At 38.0% G+C, this 18,147-nt stretch carries 17 protein-coding genes and 1 riboswitch; of the genes, 14 read left to right on the forward strand and 3 right to left on the reverse strand.

All coding sequences use genetic code 11. The annotated features are described in order from the left end of the window. Positions 1-3: 3 nt before the first annotated feature. The 3 genes from GCWU000282_RS07990 to rpiB are packed head-to-tail and all read left to right on the forward strand — an operon-like array spanning position 4 to position 1,985. On the forward strand, positions 4-1,053 hold the full coding sequence (locus tag GCWU000282_RS07990; RefSeq protein ID WP_023354566.1) for an L-threonylcarbamoyladenylate synthase: 1,050 nt from the start codon (positions 4-6) through the stop codon (positions 1,051-1,053). A 39-nt stretch (positions 1,054-1,092) separates the two neighbouring features. Next, the gene (locus GCWU000282_RS07995; RefSeq protein WP_051384161.1) at positions 1,093-1,542 is read left to right on the forward strand and encodes an arsenate reductase/protein-tyrosine-phosphatase family protein; all 450 of its coding nucleotides are present in this window, start codon (positions 1,093-1,095) and stop codon (positions 1,540-1,542) included. A gap of 14 nt (positions 1,543-1,556) precedes the next feature. Beyond that, positions 1,557-1,985 carry a ribose 5-phosphate isomerase B gene (gene rpiB / locus GCWU000282_RS08000; protein ID WP_035040334.1) on the forward strand — a complete coding sequence of 143 codons (429 nt, stop codon included), beginning with the start codon at positions 1,557-1,559 and terminating at the stop codon, positions 1,983-1,985. Here rpiB and GCWU000282_RS08005 read toward each other — a convergent pair. Further along, positions 1,966-2,484 carry a DUF402 domain-containing protein gene (locus GCWU000282_RS08005; protein WP_023354569.1) on the reverse strand — a complete coding sequence of 173 codons (519 nt, stop codon included), beginning with the start codon at positions 2,482-2,484 and terminating at the stop codon, positions 1,966-1,968. The two genes, rpiB and GCWU000282_RS08005, sit on opposite strands and share 20 nt — an antisense overlap. A gap of 132 nt (positions 2,485-2,616) precedes the next feature. On the opposite strand from GCWU000282_RS08005, the gene GCWU000282_RS08010 reads away from it, so the two are divergent. The 4 genes from GCWU000282_RS08010 (at position 2,617) to metK (ending at position 7,044) form a co-directional block, all read left to right on the forward strand. Beyond that, entirely contained in the window at positions 2,617-3,633 is a 1,017-nt protein-coding gene (locus GCWU000282_RS08010; RefSeq protein WP_023354570.1) for a S66 family peptidase, read from the forward strand. 76 nt (positions 3,634-3,709) lie between these two features. Next, positions 3,710-4,261: a DUF5662 family protein gene (locus GCWU000282_RS08015; RefSeq protein ID WP_035040338.1), complete on the forward strand. Its 552-nt coding sequence runs from the start codon at positions 3,710-3,712 to the stop codon at positions 4,259-4,261. A gap of 176 nt (positions 4,262-4,437) precedes the next feature. Next, entirely contained in the window at positions 4,438-5,481 is a 1,044-nt protein-coding gene (locus tag GCWU000282_RS08020) for a PTS transporter subunit IIC (protein WP_023354572.1), read from the forward strand. A gap of 121 nt (positions 5,482-5,602) precedes the next feature. Then, a riboswitch (SAM riboswitch) is annotated at positions 5,603-5,706 on the forward strand. Positions 5,707-5,853: 147 nt separating this feature from the next. Further along, positions 5,854-7,044 carry a methionine adenosyltransferase gene (gene metK / locus GCWU000282_RS08025; RefSeq protein ID WP_023354574.1) on the forward strand — a complete coding sequence of 397 codons (1,191 nt, stop codon included), beginning with the start codon at positions 5,854-5,856 and terminating at the stop codon, positions 7,042-7,044. 121 nt (positions 7,045-7,165) lie between these two features. Here the strand turns inward: metK and GCWU000282_RS08030 are convergent, their stop codons facing one another. Next, a complete protein-coding gene (locus GCWU000282_RS08030) occupies positions 7,166-8,860 on the reverse strand; it encodes a DAK2 domain-containing protein (RefSeq protein ID WP_035040048.1) in 1,695 nt (564 codons plus the stop codon). Positions 8,861-8,873: 13 nt separating this feature from the next. Then, on the reverse strand, positions 8,874-9,230 hold the full coding sequence (locus GCWU000282_RS08035; RefSeq protein ID WP_035040050.1) for an Asp23/Gls24 family envelope stress response protein: 357 nt from the start codon (positions 9,228-9,230) through the stop codon (positions 8,874-8,876). A gap of 209 nt (positions 9,231-9,439) precedes the next feature. Here GCWU000282_RS08035 and GCWU000282_RS16820 point away from each other — a divergent pair, with 209 nt between their 5' ends. The 7 genes from GCWU000282_RS16820 (at position 9,440) to GCWU000282_RS08070 (ending at position 18,145) form a co-directional block, all read left to right on the forward strand. Further along, positions 9,440-9,610, forward strand: coding sequence for a hypothetical protein (locus GCWU000282_RS16820; protein ID WP_035040052.1), 171 nt, complete (start codon positions 9,440-9,442; stop codon positions 9,608-9,610). Between the two features lie 12 nt (positions 9,611-9,622). Next, complete coding sequence (locus tag GCWU000282_RS08045) at positions 9,623-10,735, forward strand: hypothetical protein (protein WP_023354578.1); 1,113 nt, start codon at positions 9,623-9,625, stop codon at positions 10,733-10,735. 346 nt (positions 10,736-11,081) lie between these two features. Continuing rightward, a complete protein-coding gene (locus tag GCWU000282_RS08050; RefSeq protein WP_023354579.1) occupies positions 11,082-12,803 on the forward strand; it encodes an extracellular solute-binding protein in 1,722 nt (573 codons plus the stop codon). A gap of 176 nt (positions 12,804-12,979) precedes the next feature. After that, positions 12,980-13,906 carry an ABC transporter permease gene (locus GCWU000282_RS08055; protein ID WP_023354581.1) on the forward strand — a complete coding sequence of 309 codons (927 nt, stop codon included), beginning with the start codon at positions 12,980-12,982 and terminating at the stop codon, positions 13,904-13,906. Positions 13,907-13,918: 12 nt separating this feature from the next. Continuing rightward, positions 13,919-14,818 carry a carbohydrate ABC transporter permease gene (locus GCWU000282_RS08060; RefSeq protein ID WP_023354582.1) on the forward strand — a complete coding sequence of 300 codons (900 nt, stop codon included), beginning with the start codon at positions 13,919-13,921 and terminating at the stop codon, positions 14,816-14,818. A gap of 2 nt (positions 14,819-14,820) precedes the next feature. Beyond that, the gene (locus tag GCWU000282_RS08065) at positions 14,821-15,567 is read left to right on the forward strand and encodes a copper homeostasis protein CutC (protein WP_023354583.1); all 747 of its coding nucleotides are present in this window, start codon (positions 14,821-14,823) and stop codon (positions 15,565-15,567) included. Between the two features lie 22 nt (positions 15,568-15,589). Then, on the forward strand, positions 15,590-18,145 hold the full coding sequence (locus GCWU000282_RS08070) for a transglutaminase-like domain-containing protein (RefSeq protein ID WP_023354584.1): 2,556 nt from the start codon (positions 15,590-15,592) through the stop codon (positions 18,143-18,145). Positions 18,146-18,147: the final 2 nt, after the last annotated feature.

Consider the following 18,147-nt stretch of genomic DNA (forward strand, 5'->3'; position numbering starts at 1 on the left):
AAGATGAAGACGGAATATGTGGATTTAAGGGATGGTAAGGATGTAAAGGAAGGTCTTTACAAGGCTGCGGAAATTATTAAAAATGGCGGACTTGTAGCCTTCCCTACAGAAACTGTGTATGGGCTTGGAGCTAACGGGTTGGATGAAAATGCAGTTCCCAAGATTTATGAAGCCAAAGGAAGACCTTCCGACAATCCCCTTATTTTACATATAAGCGAATTTGACGAAATAAAAAACATTGTAAAGGAAATCCCTGATGTTGCCTTTGTTTTAGCAGATGAATTTTGGCCGGGACCTTTAACTATGGTGTTTAAGAAGAGTGACATAGTTCCATATAGAACTACAGGGGGACTTGAAAGTGTTGCTGTAAGAATGCCGTCAAATAAGATAGCAAGAGAGCTTATAAAGATAGCAGGAGTGCCTGTTGCAGCTCCGAGTGCCAACTCATCCGGCAGGCCAAGTCCTACTAAGGCAGACCATGTCCTTTGTGATTTAGACGGAAAAATAGATATGGTTATAGACGGCGGAACAGTGGACATAGGACTTGAGTCCACTATTGTAGATGTAACCGGAGAAGTACCTGTTATACTGAGACCGGGTTTTATTACCGAGGAAATGCTTTCAGAGGCTATAGGCAGGGTAGATATAGATGAAGCTGTAAAAAGTCTTACTCTTGATAAAAACTTAAAGCCCAAGGCTCCGGGTATGAAATACAGACATTATGCACCACAGGGAAAGATGACCATATATAAAGGAAAGCCTGAAAAAGTAGTAAAGATAATAAATGAAGAAACAGCAAAGTCAGAAGGAAAGAAAACAGCGGTACTTGCAACTGATGAAACAAAGAGGTATTATAAAGCTGATATTGTAATTTCGGTTGGAAGCAGGGAAGACTGTGAAAGCATTGCGCATAACCTTTTTGATACACTTAGAAGCTTTGATGATATGGGTGCGGAGATAATATTTTCAGAGGGCTTTGATGAGAGCAGGCTAGGCTTTGCTATTATGAACCGCCTGCATAAGTCTGCCGGTTACAATATTGTGAATGTTTAGGGTGAATTTATATTTATGGGTTTTCAGCAGGAGGTAATCGTGTTCGATAAAATTATTTTTGTATGTACAGGGAATCATTCCAGAAGTCCTATGGCAGAAACCATATACAAGAGTCTGGCTGAAGATGAAGGGCTGCCGTCTATATCAAGAGGGCTGGTTGTATTATTTTCGGAGCCGATAAATGAAAAGGCGGAGGCAGTTCTTGAAAATCATGGTCTGACCTGTGCGGTAGAGTCTTCTAAAGAGTTAGCTAAAGAGGATATCACGGATAACTCACTTATTTTGACAATGACAGATAAGCAGAAAAAACAGGCTCAGGAGAAGTTTGAACTTGAAGAAAATGTATTTACAATCAAAGAGTTTAACGGTGAGGAAGGCGAAGTAAAAGACCCTTACGGAGGTACCCTGGTTGATTATGAGGAGTGCTATAACGAGCTTTTAAGGCTTATCAAAAAGACTATATATAAACTTGATGAAATGGGGAAATAATTATGGAAAACAAAATTATTGCTATCGGAAGTGACCATGGCGGCTTTGAGCTTAAGCAGGAGATTATTAAGTATTTAACAGAAAAAAATATAGAGTATAAAGATTTTGGCTGCTATGATGAGACCTCCTGTGATTACACGGAGTATGGAAAAGCAGTTGCGGAAGCAGTGGCTGCGGGAAAATATGAAAAAGGAATTTTAATCTGCGGTACAGGCATAGGTATATCCATTACAGCAAATAAAGTGAAGGGTATCAGATGTGCCCTTTGCAGCGATTGTTTTTCGGCAGAGGCTACCAGAGAGCATAATGATGCCAACATTCTTGCCTTGGGTGGCAGAGTAGTTGGCACCGGAGTTGCACTGAAAATTGTTGATACCTTCTTAAATACACCGTTTTCAAATGAAGAAAGGCATATAAGAAGAATCAGCCGGATTGAGAGCTAAGGTATTTTTCAAGCTCTGTGACAGGCTCTTGAAGCATGGAATATTCATTATTGTAAACATAATTAAGCAGGTTGTGAAAGCTGTTGAGGGCTTTTATTTCCTGCTCTTTTGTTATGAGATTTTTGTTAATAGCGTCTGCAAATTCGTTAATATCCATAATTCTTATACTATTATCAGGATAAATAACCACATCAATAAGCAGGTCAGTGAAATTTATATCATTTCCGTTAAAAGCAAGCTCTGAAATATCATTATACCAATAAAGCAGTTTTCCATCGCTGTCAAAAAACTTGCTGGTCTTGATGCCGAGTTTCGGATAATAGGCAGAAAAACCGCCCGATATATCCTGACGGAGGCGGATGGCTTTCCAGCCTGAAACAATTAACTCGTCGGATACATAATAGATAGTATCATGATTTAGGGTTATAACCTCATCAGGTATATAACGTCTTCTGGTAACAGTATAAGCTTTATATTTTTCAGGGTTAAAATTAATCATTTTTTTACCTCAATTATGTTATATGTTATCATAAAAGTTAGATTGATAATTAGATTTATTAAGTTTTAATTACTTGTATAATATGGTATCATTTTATTTAGCAGAAGTAAACTGTATTTATAGGAGAAAAACATGAATATACCTGATTTTATAAAAAAAGGCGATATAATAGGGGTTACAGCTCCATCAGCGGGCTTTACGGAGCAGGTTGATTTGACAAAGCTTGAAAACGCAAAGTTTAACCTTTCTGAAAAAGGTTATGAGGTGATTGAAACCTGTAATGTGAGAAAATGTGAAAAGGGCAGGAGTTCAACGGGGAAAAAACGTGCAGAAGAATTTCTCTCACTTATAAGAAATGAAGAGGTAAAGTATATACTCTCTGCAAGCGGTGGTGATTTTCTTATGGAAATGCTTGAATACCAGGACTATGAACTTATAAAGGCCAATCCGAAGTGGATACAGGGTTATTCCGACAATACAGGGCTTATTTATCCGATTACCACTATCTGTGATATGGCAACGGTGTACTCAGGTAATGTTGGTGATTACGGGATGTCACTTTGGCATGATGGGGTAAAAAACAATTTGAAGTTACTTGAAGGAAAAAACATAGAGCAGAAAGAATTTGACCTTTTTGAAAATGAATATGTTAAAAAAGTAACAGGCTACGAAGGATATAATCTCACAGACAAGGTGAAATATGAGTTTGTTTCAGAAAATAAATCTGAGAGTTTTACAGGAAGGCTTTTGGGAGGCTGTCTTGATGTGCTTATTATGCTTTGCGGAACTAAATATGATAAGACTGAGGAGTTTGTGAGAAAATATAAGGAAGACGGCATAATCTGGTATTTAGAAAGCTTTGACCTTTCTTCCGCAAGAATCCAATGTGCGCTGTGGCAGCTAAAAGAAGCCGGTTGGTTTGAAGGGGCTAAGGGCTTTTTATTCGGCAGACCTTGTTTTTTCAGGGAGGAATATGAAACAGACTTTAACGAGGCGGTAAAGACAGCCTTAGACAGTATTAATCTTCCTATAATAACAGGCTGTGATATAGGACACAGACCACCGCGACTGACTATGATAAACGGACTTGTGGCTGAGATTAGTTTTGACGGAGAACATTTTAAAATGAAATACCCGGAATTATGCTAAATAAGTATAAAATCAAGTGAAAAGTAAGAAAGGAAAATGTGCAGGCATCCGGAATGCCCGGGCACAGGGTAATAATGTGAGCAGAGGTTTTTTTGCCAGATTTTTTGGACATTTGAGAACAGTGGGCAAGCATAGGGCACTTGTAAGAAAGCACTGTTTTAAGCTGGGCTTGTACTGGCAGGGACTTACACATGATCTGTCTAAGTATTCTCCGACTGAATTCTGGACAGGGGTTAAGTACTATCAGGGGGATAAAAGCCCTAATTTTATCGAAAGAAAGGCTAATAACGGCTACAGTTATGCCTGGCTTCACCACAAGGGCAGGAATAAGCATCACCTTGAATATTGGATAGATTATGACCTGAGTGACGGTGCAACTATGATGGGACTTGAAATGCCGCCCAGATATCTTGCTGAAATGTTTTGTGACAGAGTGGCTGCAAGCAAAACTTACAGAGGAAGTGCATATAAAGACTCAGATCCCTATGATTACCTTATGCTTGTAAAAGACCACTATATCATTCATCCTAAGACACTTTCAGAACTTGAAAAGATAATGACTATTCTTAAGGATGAGGGGGAAGAGGCAGCATTTAACTATATAAGGAAAGAAATATTAAAAAAATAGTATTTATGGAGAAAGCTTTATGATTTTTTCTATCAGACATTATGAAAAAATAAAATTATAAAAAAATACTGGACTTATGAGTTTTCTGCTGTATAATTATACACGTATCATATGACTAACTTTATATTTCGGGTAAATGCAGAATTGCCTGAAATAGTCAGAAAAAGGAGAATGACGTGGGTAAGAAGTACAGTTCGGTTAAAGATTTTCTGGTTAAAAAAGAAATTGAGATTTCATTCAAACGCTATGGTATTGATGTCTTAGGTTCAATGGCAATGGGACTTTTTGCATCACTTTTGGTAGGAACAATACTTAATACAATAGGCTTGAAACTTGGAATCCCTTTTTTATCTGAGACAATATGGCCGATTGCAAAAGAAATGACAGGTCCGGCTATTGCAGTTGCCATTGCAATGGCACTTAAAGCACCTAATCTGGTAGTTTTTTCTTCCCTGATTGTTGGATACGCAGGAAACCAGCTGGGTGGTCCCGCAGGGGCCTGGATTGCTGCCTGGCTCAGTGTAGAGCTTGGAAAAATAGTTTCAAAGGAAACTAAGATAGATATTATAATCACACCGGCAGTAACCATTATATCAGGTGTGGGTATAGGAACATTTTTAGGACCTGTAATAAACAATCTTATGAGCGGGCTTGGAGAGACCATTATGCTTGCAACCACCTTACAGCCATTCTGGATGGGTATAATTATTTCGGTAATTGTAGGTATAGTACTGACATTGCCTATAAGCTCTGCGGCGCTTTGTATGATGCTCTCCCTTGCAGGACTTGCGGGAGGGGCGGCAACAGCGGGTTGCAGTGCTCAGATGATAGGTTTTGCGGTAATGAGCTTTAAGGAAAATGGTTGGAGCGGTTTGCTGGCTCAGGGACTCGGGACTTCCATGCTTCAAATCCCTAATATTTTGAAAAACTGGAAGATATGGATACCGCCTACATTGGCTTCTGTTATAACAGGACCTATAGCCACAACTGTGTTTAAACTGGAAAATATTCCTCTGGGTTCAGGTATGGGAACCAGCGGACTGGTAGGGCAGATTGGCACAATCACAGCTATGGAGCAGGCAGGAGCCTCAGCATTTATTACTTATTCAGGAATTATAGTAGTTCATTTTATTTTACCTGCGATACTTAGTATTATATTTTATAAAATTTTGAAAAAAGTCGGTTGGATAAAGGATGGAGATTTGAAATTAAATTTATAGTAAAATCCAATAAACATACTTACGTATTTGATAAATAACTATAAATAACTTTTGAAGAAATGGCAGAATTGTCTGCTTGACAGAATCAGAATTATGTAGTACCATTCTAAACAAAGATATTCTCTTATTCAGAGTGGCGGAGAGTGAAGGCTCTGTGAAGCTACGGCAACCCCTGAAAGATGGAAGGTGCCAACCTGAGCGAAGTTTTACTTCGAGCAATAAGAGGATTTGATTATATTTGTCAAGTCCGATGAGGTTAATCAGAATAAGAGAGGTTATCGAAAGATAGCCTCTTTTCTTTGCGGAATTTTATGTTTTCCGGGGAAGAGAATCAGTTTTATCCAATAAATAAATGTTGAAAAGGAGAAGAAGATGGATAAATTTATATTTACTTCAGAATCAGTTACAGAAGGACATCCTGATAAAATTTGTGATGCTATTTCAGATGCGATACTTGATGCCTGCCTTGCAGAGGATCCTATGAGCCGTGTTGCCTGCGAGACAGCTACCTGTACAGGTTTTGTACTTATTACAGGTGAAATTACCACTAAAGCTAAGGTAGATTATGCCAGAATAGCAAGAGATACAATCAAAGAAATCGGTTATGATGATTCAAGAAAAGGATTTGATGGAGAGACTTGTGCTGTACTTGTGGCGATTGACGGACAGTCACCTGATATTGCAATGGGTGTGGATAAATCATTTGAAGTAAGAGAAAATGAAATGAGTGAGTCTGAGCTTTCTGCTATCGGTGCGGGAGATCAGGGAATGATGTTTGGTTATGCCTCTAACGAGGGTGACGAGCATATGCCTTATGCCATTTCTTTAGCTCACAAGCTCACAAGAAAGCTTACAGAAGTAAGAAAGAACGGTACACTCCCATATCTCAGACCGGATGGCAAGAGCCAGGTTTCGGTAGAATATGACAAGGATGATAAACCGGTAAGACTCGAAGCAATAGTTATTTCAACCCAGCATGATGAAGATGTCAGTCAGGAGACTATAAAGAAGGACATAAGGGCAGAAGTTATTGATAAGGTTGTAGATTCTTCTATGGTAGATGAGCATACTAAAATCTACATCAATCCTACAGGCCGTTTTGTAATCGGAGGCCCACATGGAGATGCCGGACTTACAGGAAGAAAGATAATAGTGGATACCTACGGTGGAGCAGCTAAGCATGGTGGCGGTGCATTTTCCGGTAAGGATGCTACTAAAGTAGACAGAAGTGGAGCCTATGTAGCAAGATATGTAGCCAAAAATATAGTTGAAGCAGGTTATGCAGACAAGATTGAGATTCAGCTTTCTTATGCTATCGGTGTAGCTGAGCCAACTTCCATACTTGTGGATACCTTTGGCACAGGAACTGTAAGTGAAGAAAGGCTTGTTGAAGCTATCAGAGAGGTATTTGACCTTCGTCCGGCAGGTATTATTAAAATGTTAGACCTTAGAAGACCTATCTACAGAGGAACAGCGGCTTACGGACATTTTGGAAGAACTGATATAGATCTTCCTTGGGAGAAAACTGATAGGGTAGAAGAACTTAAGAAAATTTTAGGATAATTTTTAATCAGAAATAATAAGTGATTGTAACAAAAAAGACTTCATAATTGCCGGTTAAAGCTTTTATGAAGTCTTTTTGTAAGCTCATTTTATAAACTAAATAATTACAATTCTATTATAATTATTCAACTGAAAGCAGATAATAATAAACAGGCTGACCACCAAACTGAAGCTCAACATCTAAATCCTGATAAACCTCAGAAATCTTCTTAGAAAGAGCATTGGCATCGTTTTCACCAACATCGGCACCATAGTAGAGGGTTATAATACCGGTTTTATCATCTACAAGATCTTCAAGCATTTCAAGTACAGCCCTGTCAACTGAATCACAAACTGATATTATGCCTGCATCACCTATACCCATTATATTACCCTGGCTTATATTCTTTCCGTCTATAACAGTATCACGAACCGCATAGGTAACTTCTCCTGATTTGGTATACTTCATACCCTCAGTCATTTTATCAGTGTTATCTGCCACGTCACCGTCATGAATATAGTTGATAACTGCGGAAATTCCCTGTGGCACAGTCTTGCTTGGGATAACAATTACATTTTTGTCTTCTGTAAGTTCTTTAGCCTGATTTGCTGCGAGAATGATATTTTTATTATTAGGCAGAATAAAAATATTGTCGGCATTGACTTTATCAATGGCATTAAGAATATCATCTGTACTAGGGTTCATAGTCTGTCCGCCTTCGAGTACAAAGTCAACTCCCAGACCCTTAAAAATCTCACTGAGACCGGCACCGGCTGATACTGCTATAAAACCGTCTTTCTTTCTTGGCTCGTTAGAAACTTGAGGAGTATTTTTCTCAGCTTCTTTCTGTTCACGAGCTTTCTGTGTGGCATTTTCAATAACTCTTTCATGGTGTTCTTCACGCATATTATCTATCTTCATGCTTGTGAGCTGGCCATATGTAAGAGCCTTTTGGATGGCAAGTCCCGGATCATTGGTGTGAACATGTACCTTAACTACATCATCGTCAGCAACCACTACTATACAGTCACCAAGCCCTTCCAGATACTGTTTGAAATCTGTCTCATCCTTTTCGGTAAATTCTTTTTCAGACATAATGATGAATTCTGTACAATAGCCAAATTTAATATCAGCAGTTTCTATGTCATCAGTAATTCCGGATTTGCCAGATGAAACAGCAGGAGTGTTTATATTTCCGTCTGCAAGCGGAACTATTTTACCAAGAAGCACATCATAGGCACCTTTAAGTACCTCTAAAAGTCCTGCACCGCCCGAATCGACTACGCCGGCTTCTTTAAGAACAGGAAGCATCTCAGGAGTTGAGTCAAGAACTTTTTCCATATGAGCAATAACCTCACCTGCAAACTTTGCTATATCATTAGTTGTGCCGTCAAGCTCAGCGGCTTTGTCAGCGCCTCCTTTGGCAACGGTGAGTATGGTTCCTTCTTTCGGCTTCATGACAGCCTTGTAAGCAGTTTCGGCAGCCTTATTAAAGGCAGAAGCCAGTACGGATACAGTCACGTTGTCGGCATGGGCTGTTATTTCTTTACAGAAGCCCCTTAGAAGCTGGGAAAGAATAACACCGGAATTTCCCCTTGCACCCCTAAGCGAACCGCTTGACATAGCCTTGGCAAGATTTTCTATTGTAAGATCCTCAACTGCATTTACTGCTTTTACCGCAGACATGGCTGTAAGAGTCATGTTTGTTCCGGTATCCCCATCAGGAACCGGAAATACATTAAGTTCATTAATTCTTTCTTTTTGAGACTCAAGTCTCGCAGCACCTGCTAAAAAAGCCTTTTTAAGCATAGATGCATCCAATTTAGATATTGCCACTTGTGAATCCTCCTTAATCAACGACTCTTACGCCTTCTACGTAAACATAGATATTTTTTACCTTCATACCTGTAAATTCTTCAACCTTATAAGTTACATTTTCAATAAGATTTTCAGCCACTGCGGAAATGCTTACTCCGTAAGCCACAATAATATGAAGCTTAACAGTAATTTCATTATTCTCGATTAAAATATCGACACCCTTGCTTAAGCTGTCTTTCTTTAATAAAGTTGCAAGACCGCTAATCATACTTAGGGAAGCCATACCAACTATACCGAAGCACTCAATGGCGGCGGAACCTGCATAGCTGGCAATAACATCGTTGTTGATTGAAACCTCACCTATATTTGTATTAACATATCCTTTCATAAAACCTCTTTTCCATGTGAGAACACATTGATGTTGATGTTTTGTGTATACTACAAGAATTATACCCATTTCTGTGTAAAAATTCAAGTTTGATATCTTACTTTATTTTTTCTTTTAAATATGGTAGTATTAATATACATCATTTATCTCTGATTATTTACAAAATATTGAGATTATGCTGTAAAAACATGAATATAAGGAGAAGAAAAATGTCAGAGTATGAGAATAGCAACGAAAAGGCTTATAGGAGTATGAATTTTGTGGGTATAGTCAATATTGCTTTAGGAATAGTGTTGGTGGTGGTTTCTGCTGTATGTGGGGCATTCATCATAGCAGGCGGGACAAAGCTGATTAAAGACAAAAAAGGAATAACTTTTTAATGGAGATAGCAGATGAAGCTAAGCACTAAAGAAAAAATTGCAAGAATTATAGATGCTATGCTGTATGGAGATTTTACTACCAAGAAGTATTTATATGGTATATTGATATTTACATTGATTACACTTGTCACCGGGATTATGGCTGTATTCGGTGCCGGTATATGGTACGGACTGACAGCTATGTTAGTGGGAGTGGTAGATTTGATTTGGTGGCAGTCAATGACGCTTACTGAAAGTGAGCTCAAAGAACAGGGCGATAAAGCCAGATATCTCCGGGAGAAACAAAACAAAAAGCTGGAGAAAGAGGAGGAGAAGGTAAGAAAAGAGGAAGAGAAAAGAGAGAAGAAAGAGCCTGAAAGTGAAGTAGAGAAAGCTTTGGGAAAAGCTGAAGAGAGCCTTGAAAAAAATGCAGAGTATAGAATAACAAGCGAAGAAATTAAATATGTACTAAAAAAGTATAAGGCAAAAAAAGACCACAGGGAAATAATTATAGATTCTTGTGAATCTTTGGGGTTGAAAGAAAGCCCTGCGTATATATGGGCAGACAGAAAGAAGTATTATTTTCTGATTCTTACAGACGGAGAACCTCTTAAGCTCGACTATCCGTTAGAATATAATATGAAAATTTATTATGAAAACGGAGTAAAGTCTAATCCTGATAAAGAATATAAGAGGTTTAAAGGAGTTTCTATGGTTTCTATGGCATTTAGTCCGTTTTTACCGGACTATTATCAAAAAAGGACAGATAAGGGAACTGCCTTTTATAAAAACCTGTATAGGCTGGGCAGTGATATGTATTTTACAAATACCTCTGCTAAGAATGTATTTGATATAACAGGTGCGGATTTTGAAATTAAAGATGATGTAACAGAGGATATCAGACATGGTGAGGACTTTAAGAATGCCTATAAAGCGAATATTCTCTGGAGAGACGGGGCAATGTCTTCGGATGAATATAAGAAGGTAATTACAGGACTCCTCAGCAGTCTTGCGAGAGCAGATATAAGGTTCGATGATTTCAACAGAATTTTAGAGCAGATGTATGAGTATAATTTTATAACAAAAGCCTATAAAGAGTTCTATACTAATTACAGAAAAAAATATAGGGAAGAAAAAGGGAAATAAACAGGAGTAATATTCATAATCCTTATTTTCGGTATGCAAGCCGTCAATAAGGATTTTTTTTTGATATTATTCAAAAACTAAAAATGGACAAAAGTGGACAACTGACCAACTTAGTATTAATGTATAAAATTAGCCCTAAAAACCCCTTTACAGATGTTGATTTTTTATTTTTTTTATGTATAATCTAATTGAAACTTGGTTATCTTTAAGCTAAATTTAAAGAAAATTACGATAAACAACAGGTTTATACTATAATTTTTGTATATTACCTATAGAAATAATCTATACAGGTAATAAAATCAGCTTTGGATAATTTAGGAGGAACTTACATTATAAGGAGGAGAACATGAAAAAAGGGTTTAAGAAATTCCTTGCAATGGGACTTGCAACTATACTTGCTGCAAGTACACTTACAGCTTGCGGCGAAAAAGGTGATGCCGGGAAAACAAGTTCACAGAAGACAAGCAAGACAAGTAAGGTAAGCAGTGCGGCAACTTCAGGAGTGGCACTTAATGAGGCGGGTACTTATCCGATAGTAAAGGATGGTAAGCTTGAGCTTTCTGTATTTACACTTAGCATGCCTAATGTACAGGATTTTGAAACAAATGACTTCACTAAATTCTTAGAGGAAAAGACAGGAATTCATATTAAGTTCGTAACAGCCGGAAGAGATGAATATGAGGAGAAACTCAACCTCTTATTACAGTCGGGAGATTATCCTGATGTAATACTCGGTGGTGCACCAAATCTTGCTAAGTATGGTGTAAAAGAGGGAGTTATTATTCCGCTTGATGATTATCTTACAGATAAAAATGTTCCTAATTACTTAAAGCTTGTTGCTAATTATGATATTAACAAGACAAAGGAAGCTGACGGAAAGATTTACTCTTTGGGTGGAGTAAATGACTGCTATCACTGCCAGTTTGCAAGAAGAATGTGGGTAAATCAGAAATACCTTAAGGAAATGGGAGTAGAGATTCCTAAAACTACAGAAGAATTTAAAAATGTGTGTAAGAAATTCTTAGAGTATAAGAAGGGCGGAATTGCAGTTGCAGGTGCGGCACAGGGCTGGCATACACGTATGCAGGATTGGCTGATGGGCGCATTTACCTTTGTACCTAGTAAATCTGCAACTCTTAATGCCAGAGATTATGTAGTACTTAATGATGAAACAAAGAAGATTGAAACTGTTGCCAATACAGATGCTTACAAAGAAGGTCTTAAGTATATGAGAGAGCTTTATAAAATGGGGGCTATCTATGACGGTAACTTTACACAGACAAGTGAACAGTTAAGAACATTAGCTAATCAAGAAGATGAACCTATACTCTTCTTCACAGCAGGTGTTAACTCAGATGTTATAGATCCTGACAGTAATAACAAGTTGTATAGAAATTATGTACCAATGGCACCTATAAAAGGACCTGACGGAACTCAGATTGCCTGGACAATACATAATTCAGGATTCTCATCAGGAGGATTCTGTATTACAGATAAGTGTCAGAATATTGAAGCAGCTCTTCGCTGGGTAGATTTCTTCTACAGTGAGACCGGTGATCTTTGCTCACAGTATGGTGCAGATGAAGGGAAAGACTGGGTACTTAATCCTAAGGGCAAGGTTGGCTTAAATGGTGAGCCTGCGCTTTACGAAGTACTTAATCTCTATTCATCAGATCCTCAGAACCATGACTGGCAGGATGTAGGCCTGAGAGTTGCTCCGGCTCCTTACCGTTTAGGACAGGCAGTAGATGCAAATGTAGATCCATATTCACCGGCAGGACTTGAGAAGCTTTTATTTGATACTTCAAAGAACCTTTATGAACCATACGCAAACAACACAAAGCTTCTTAACCTCTCAGAGCTTAAACTTACTGACGAAGAGAGTACAGCTGTTTCTACAATGGCAGTTGAGCTTGAGAAGATTATAGAAGAAAACTCTGTAGCATTCATAACCGGAACCAAGGATATAGATGCTGAGTGGGAGAGCTACAAGGATGCTATTAATAAAGCAGGAATTGAAGAAATCTTAAAAACATATCAGACTGCGTATGACAGACAGACTAAATAATGATTTTTTGCCTGAAATATAGGCAGATGAAATTAAGGAAGCTGTCCATACTTTGGATAGCTTCCTTATTCAATAGGAAATTAATCTGCAACTCCCTGTTGAATAAAGGTCCCTACGAGGGATGCAAGCTTACTGCAGGGAAATAGATTAATATTTTAGAAAGGAATTATGTAGCTATGGCAAAAAATAGTGCTACGGTAAGTAAAAGCAATAAGATTAAGTCTGCAAACTGGCAGTTCTGGGTTATTATAGCTATTCCTATTATTTACGCTATAATATTTGCCTATGTACCTATGGCGGGAATAGTCCTTGCTTTCCAGGATTTTTCCATAAGAAAGGGAATATTTGGAAGTGACTGGGTGGGACTCAAGTATTTCAAACAATTTTTGACTTCTACCAGCAGTGTTTTAGTAATCAAGAATACATTAATTCTTGGAATATATTCATTTTTGGCTTCTTTCCCGGTGCCTATTATTCTTGCGATAGGAATAAATGAAATGAGAGCTAAGAGATATAAGAAAACTGTGCAGATGGTTACTTATGCTCCATATTTCATATCTATAGTTGTGCTTGTAGGTATGATGATGCAGATGATGGATCTTAGAAGCGGTATAATCAATGTTCTTTTACAGAAAGTAGGTTTTGAGCCGGTAAACTTCTTTGGAAATCCAAAAATATTCAGACATCTCTATGTATGGAGCGGAGTGTGGCAGTCAGCCGGTTATGCTTCTATTATATACTTAGCGGCTCTTTCGGGTGTTAGCAAAGAACTTCAGGAAGCAGCTATAGTTGATGGGGCAAATAGGATTAAGAGAATACTTCATGTAGATATTCCCGCAATCCTTCCGACTATTATAATTATGCTTATATTTAACTGTGCAAGCATAGTGAGCATAGGTCTTGATAAAGTTTTCCTTATGCAAAACTCATTAAATGCTTCTGTATCCGAGGTTATATCAACCTTTGTATATAAGGTGGGTGTAGTTAATTCCAATGTGGGATTTTCTACCGCTGCCGGACTTTTCCAATCAATTGTATCCTTTGTGCTTCTTATAATAGTGAATAGAATATGTAAGAAGATTACAACGAATAGTTTATGGTAAAGGGGTGATATAATGGAGAATGCTAAATTCAGATACATGAGTATAGGTGACAAGACGTTCACAGTGGCGAACTATGTCATACTTACAACTATATTTTTAATGGTACTTTATCCGATTATATATGTGGTATCGGCTTCGTTTTCCAGTCCGCAGGCTGTTATAAGCGGAAGAGTTCTTTTACTTCCCGTAGAACCTACATTAAGAGGATATCAGGCTGTTTTTCAGAATGCAAAGATACTTACAGGATTTGCAAATTCAATATTTTATTTGGTTGCGGGAACTGCGGTAAACATAGTGATGACTATTCTTTGTGCCTATCCTCTGTCCAGAAAAGAATTCAGGGCAAGATGTGCCGTAGCCATGTTCTTTATATTTACAATGTATTTCAGTGGAGGTATAGTTCCTTCATACATTCTTGTAAAGAGCCTTCATATTATGGATACAAGATGGGCTATGATAATACCTACAGCTATGTCTACATATAATATGATAATCTGCAGGACTTATATAGTAAACTCAATTCCCGATGAGCTTTACGAAGCTTCACAGATGGACGGCTGCACTCCTTTTAAGTATATGCTTAAGGTAATAGTACCGCTCAGCAAGCCGATAATTGCAGTGCTTGTGCTTTATTACGGAGTTGCAAAATGGAATGATTATTTTAACGCGATGCTTTATCTGTATAAAGAAGGGCTTCAGCCGCTTACCATAGTTATGAAAGAAATACTTATTCAGAACAAGGTAGACTTAACAAAAGTAGGAAATGCTTCTGCGGTTGCAAAATTACAGGGAATGTCAGAACTTCTAAAATATTCTACAATAGTAGTGGCATCCCTTCCGGTAATGTTACTTTATCCGCTTATTCAGAAGCATTTGGTTAAGGGTGTAATGGTAGGAGCTGTGAAAGGTTAAATATGAAGGATTATATTTTGGAATGCTGTATAGACAGGCTGGAGTCTGCTATAAATGGTGAAAAAGGAGGGGCAACAAGGTTTGAACTTTGTGCCAACCTTATAATAGGAGGAACAACTCCGAGTTTAACATTATTCAGGCAGGTTAGGAAAAATACTAACCTGCCGATTCATGTTCTTATAAGGAACAGGTTTGGAGATTTTTGTTATACAGATAATGAAATTGAAGAAATGTGTGACTCTGTAAAAGAATTTGCCAAGGCAGGGGCAGATGGTGTGGTTGTGGGAGCCTTAACTCCTGAAGGAGATTTGAACGTGGCTGCTATGAAGAGGTTTATAGAGGCAGCAAGTGGTACAAAAACCGTACTTCACAGAGCCTTTGATATGTGCAGGGAACCATTTGCAGCACTTGACAAGGCTAAGGAGTTAGGTGTGGATACAATACTCACCTCAGGTCAGAAGGGAAACTGTGTAGAGGGAGCCGGACTTTTAAAAGAGCTTATAGAAAGAGCCGGTAATGATATAAATATTCTGATAGGCGCCGGAGTAAATGCAAAGGCAATAAAAAAAGTATTTGAAATGACGGGTGGAAAAAACTATCATATGTCCGGCAAGAAGGTTATTGACAGCAGAATGATATATAGAAAAGAAGAAGTAAGTATGGGGCTTCCATCACTTAGCGAATATGATATCTGGGAAACCTCAGAAGAAGAGATAGCAGAGGCTGTAAAGGTACTAAGGGAATTATAGAAATTTTGAAGCAGGAGGGACTATGTTTTCAAAAGAGTTTAATAAAAAAATCATTGAAAGGCTTGATTACAGAATAAAAGAGCTTAAGCTTACTTTATTAAAGGAAGAATTAGACAGGATAGCTGAAAGGGAAGACAGTGATGTAACAGAGGCTCTTTACTATCTTTATGCCTTTATGCCGCTTAGCGATATAGGAGATTATACTACTGAGACCTTTCTTGACTTTGCGAGGCAGGGAGCCTTTCTTTTTAAAGAGGGAGAGTTTAGGGGTAAGGTTGACGAAAAAATATTTGCTGAATATGTGCTTGGAGCCAGAATAAATAATGAAGATATTTCGGAAAACAGAAGTTTTTTTTATAAGGAAGTATCTGATTTAATAAAAGACAAGTCAATGAAAGCGGCTGTGATAGAGCTTAACTATTGGTGTTCATCCAAAGTAACCTATAGAACTACCGATAATAGAACAGCCGGTCCGATTACAGTATATAATAATACCTATGGACGCTGCGGTGAAGAGTCTACATTTGCGGTTTCGGTGTTTAGAAGTGTAGGTATTCCTGCAAGACAGGTTTATGTACCGCTTTGGTCGCATTGTGATGATAATCATGCCTGGGTAGAGGTATGGTGCGATGGAAGGTGGTATTTCCTGGGAGCCTGTGAGCCGGAAGATGAACTGAATCAAGGCTGGTTTTTAAATGCTTCCAAAAGAGCTATGATGGTACATGCAAGGTGCTACAATCCTGAACTTGAAAAAGATGTAAATGCAGGAGTAGGTATACCGGTTGCTGTAAATGTCCTAAGTACCTATGCACCTACTAAGGAAGTTACGGTAAAACTTGTAAATGAAGCAGGGAAAGCTGTTCCTGACACAAGAGTATATTTTAAGGTAATAAATTACAGTTATCTTGGGGACGTAGCCGTAACCTGTACAGATAAAAACGGTATTACAAAGCTTAAAACAGGTAACGGAAGTATTATAATATCTGCAGGCAGTGGTGGCAGTTATGGTGAAATCCTTGTAGATACAGAGAATACTACAAATGTAGAACTAAAGCTTAGCAAGGAGGGCTACAGAGAGGTAGAAAACTCCTTTGTTATGAGAGCGCCGGGGCTTCTTAATTCCGGAACCGGTGAAAATCAGGTGAAATCAGGCGGCTCGGATGAAAGAAAGAAGAAAGAGGCTAAAAAAAGAGCTGACAAAGAAGGAGGCTTATTTGACAAGGAAGCTGCAAATAAAGCGGTAGAAGGTTTTAAGGAAGATGACAGAAAGGCTTTGTTAGATATCCTTTCTAAGTCCTGCAGTAATCAAACTGAACTGCAGAAGTTTTTGACAGAGATTAATGAAATTCCTGCCGAGTGGAAGTTAGAACTGCTTAAAAGCCTTGCAGATAAGGATTATCAGGATACTGCTACCTATACTTTATTTGAACATTGTCTATATACGGACATCAATCTCTGTGAAAAATATCCTAAAGACATTTTTTATAAATATGTGCTTTGTCCAAGAGTTTCTTATGAAAAGATACTTCCGTTCAGAAAATATCTTTTAGAAAAATTTAAAGGTACAAAGGTATCAGATATTGACGAGATCAGGGAATTTTTTAGCAAAGTTAATTCAGAGCTTAAGGAAAAGCCTGAGTTTGAATATGCAAACTTAATCAGTACGGCTTATGGAGCTTATTGGTCGGGCTATGCGAGTGCAAGGTCAAAGAGGGTGATTTTCATACAGATTTTAAGAAGTCTTGGTATTCCTGCAAGACTTAATCCAAAGGATGACTCTATGGAAGTTTACTTAAATGGTGAGTTTGTTGCCATAGAGGTTTCAAAAGAAAGCCCTAAAGGAAAACTGGAGTTTGAATTTGCGGGGGATGTTCACTGGAGTTATTATGAAAACTTCTCATTGTCTAAATTTACGGACAATGAGTATGATCCTTTAAGCTTAAATACGGAGGATATTACAAAGGCAGATAATATAGTGGAACTCAGTGTAGGAACTTACAGGCTGGTAACAAGCAACAGACTTCCAAACGGTAATATATTTGCAAAATCTGTGATTGCCGATGTAGAAGAGGGGAAAACAACTAAGCTTCCTGTAAGCTTTTATGAGGCAAAAATAAGTGATATGCTTTCAGACTACCCTATAAGAAATATAAGCTTTGAAAATAAAAATGCAGAAAAGATTTCTATTCAAGAGCTTACAAAAGCTGATAACGGAATCTTTATCTGGCTGAATGCAAAGGCTGAGCCTACAGAGCATATCTTAAATGAGCTTTTTGATAAAAAGGAGTTGTTTAACAGGCTTAAAACGAAGATATACTTTGTGGTAAAAAATGAAAAAGAACTTGAAGATACCAATATTAAGAGGGTTAGTGAGGCACTTGTCAATAAAGAAATCCTGTTTGAAGCATTTGATACGGAAACAGGAAAACTGGCAAGAGAGTTATATCTTGAACCGGGACTTTATCCGCTTATCTGCATGGTAAACAAAGAAGGTAAGGGAGTTTATGGTACGGCAGGTTACAATGTAGGTACGGCAGACATGTTACTTAAAATATGTGGTTACTTAGAGGAGGAATAAAA

Origin of the sequence: Catonella morbi ATCC 51271 (assembly GCF_000160035.2) — a bacterium.
Lineage (GTDB): Bacteria > Bacillota > Clostridia > Lachnospirales > Lachnospiraceae > Catonella > Catonella morbi.

Excerpts from the sequence above, each read along its gene's own strand:
- GCWU000282_RS07990 (WP_023354566.1), top strand. The coding sequence starts at position 4 with ATGAAGACGGAATATGTGGATTTAAGGGATGGTAAGGATGTAAAGGAA.
- GCWU000282_RS08005 (WP_023354569.1), bottom strand. The coding sequence starts at position 2,484 with ATGATTAATTTTAACCCTGAAAAATATAAAGCTTATACTGTTACCAGA.
- GCWU000282_RS08010 (WP_023354570.1), top strand. The coding sequence starts at position 2,617 with ATGAATATACCTGATTTTATAAAAAAAGGCGATATAATAGGGGTTACA.
- metK (WP_023354574.1), top strand. The coding sequence starts at position 5,854 with ATGGATAAATTTATATTTACTTCAGAATCAGTTACAGAAGGACATCCT.
- GCWU000282_RS08035 (WP_035040050.1), bottom strand. The coding sequence starts at position 9,230 with ATGAAAGGATATGTTAATACAAATATAGGTGAGGTTTCAATCAACAAC.
- GCWU000282_RS16820 (WP_035040052.1), top strand. The coding sequence starts at position 9,440 with ATGTCAGAGTATGAGAATAGCAACGAAAAGGCTTATAGGAGTATGAAT.
- GCWU000282_RS08045 (WP_023354578.1), top strand. The coding sequence starts at position 9,623 with ATGAAGCTAAGCACTAAAGAAAAAATTGCAAGAATTATAGATGCTATG.
- GCWU000282_RS08050 (WP_023354579.1), top strand. The coding sequence starts at position 11,082 with ATGAAAAAAGGGTTTAAGAAATTCCTTGCAATGGGACTTGCAACTATA.
- GCWU000282_RS08055 (WP_023354581.1), top strand. The coding sequence starts at position 12,980 with ATGGCAAAAAATAGTGCTACGGTAAGTAAAAGCAATAAGATTAAGTCT.
- GCWU000282_RS08060 (WP_023354582.1), top strand. The coding sequence starts at position 13,919 with ATGGAGAATGCTAAATTCAGATACATGAGTATAGGTGACAAGACGTTC.
- GCWU000282_RS08065 (WP_023354583.1), top strand. The coding sequence starts at position 14,821 with ATGAAGGATTATATTTTGGAATGCTGTATAGACAGGCTGGAGTCTGCT.
- GCWU000282_RS08070 (WP_023354584.1), top strand. The coding sequence starts at position 15,590 with ATGTTTTCAAAAGAGTTTAATAAAAAAATCATTGAAAGGCTTGATTAC.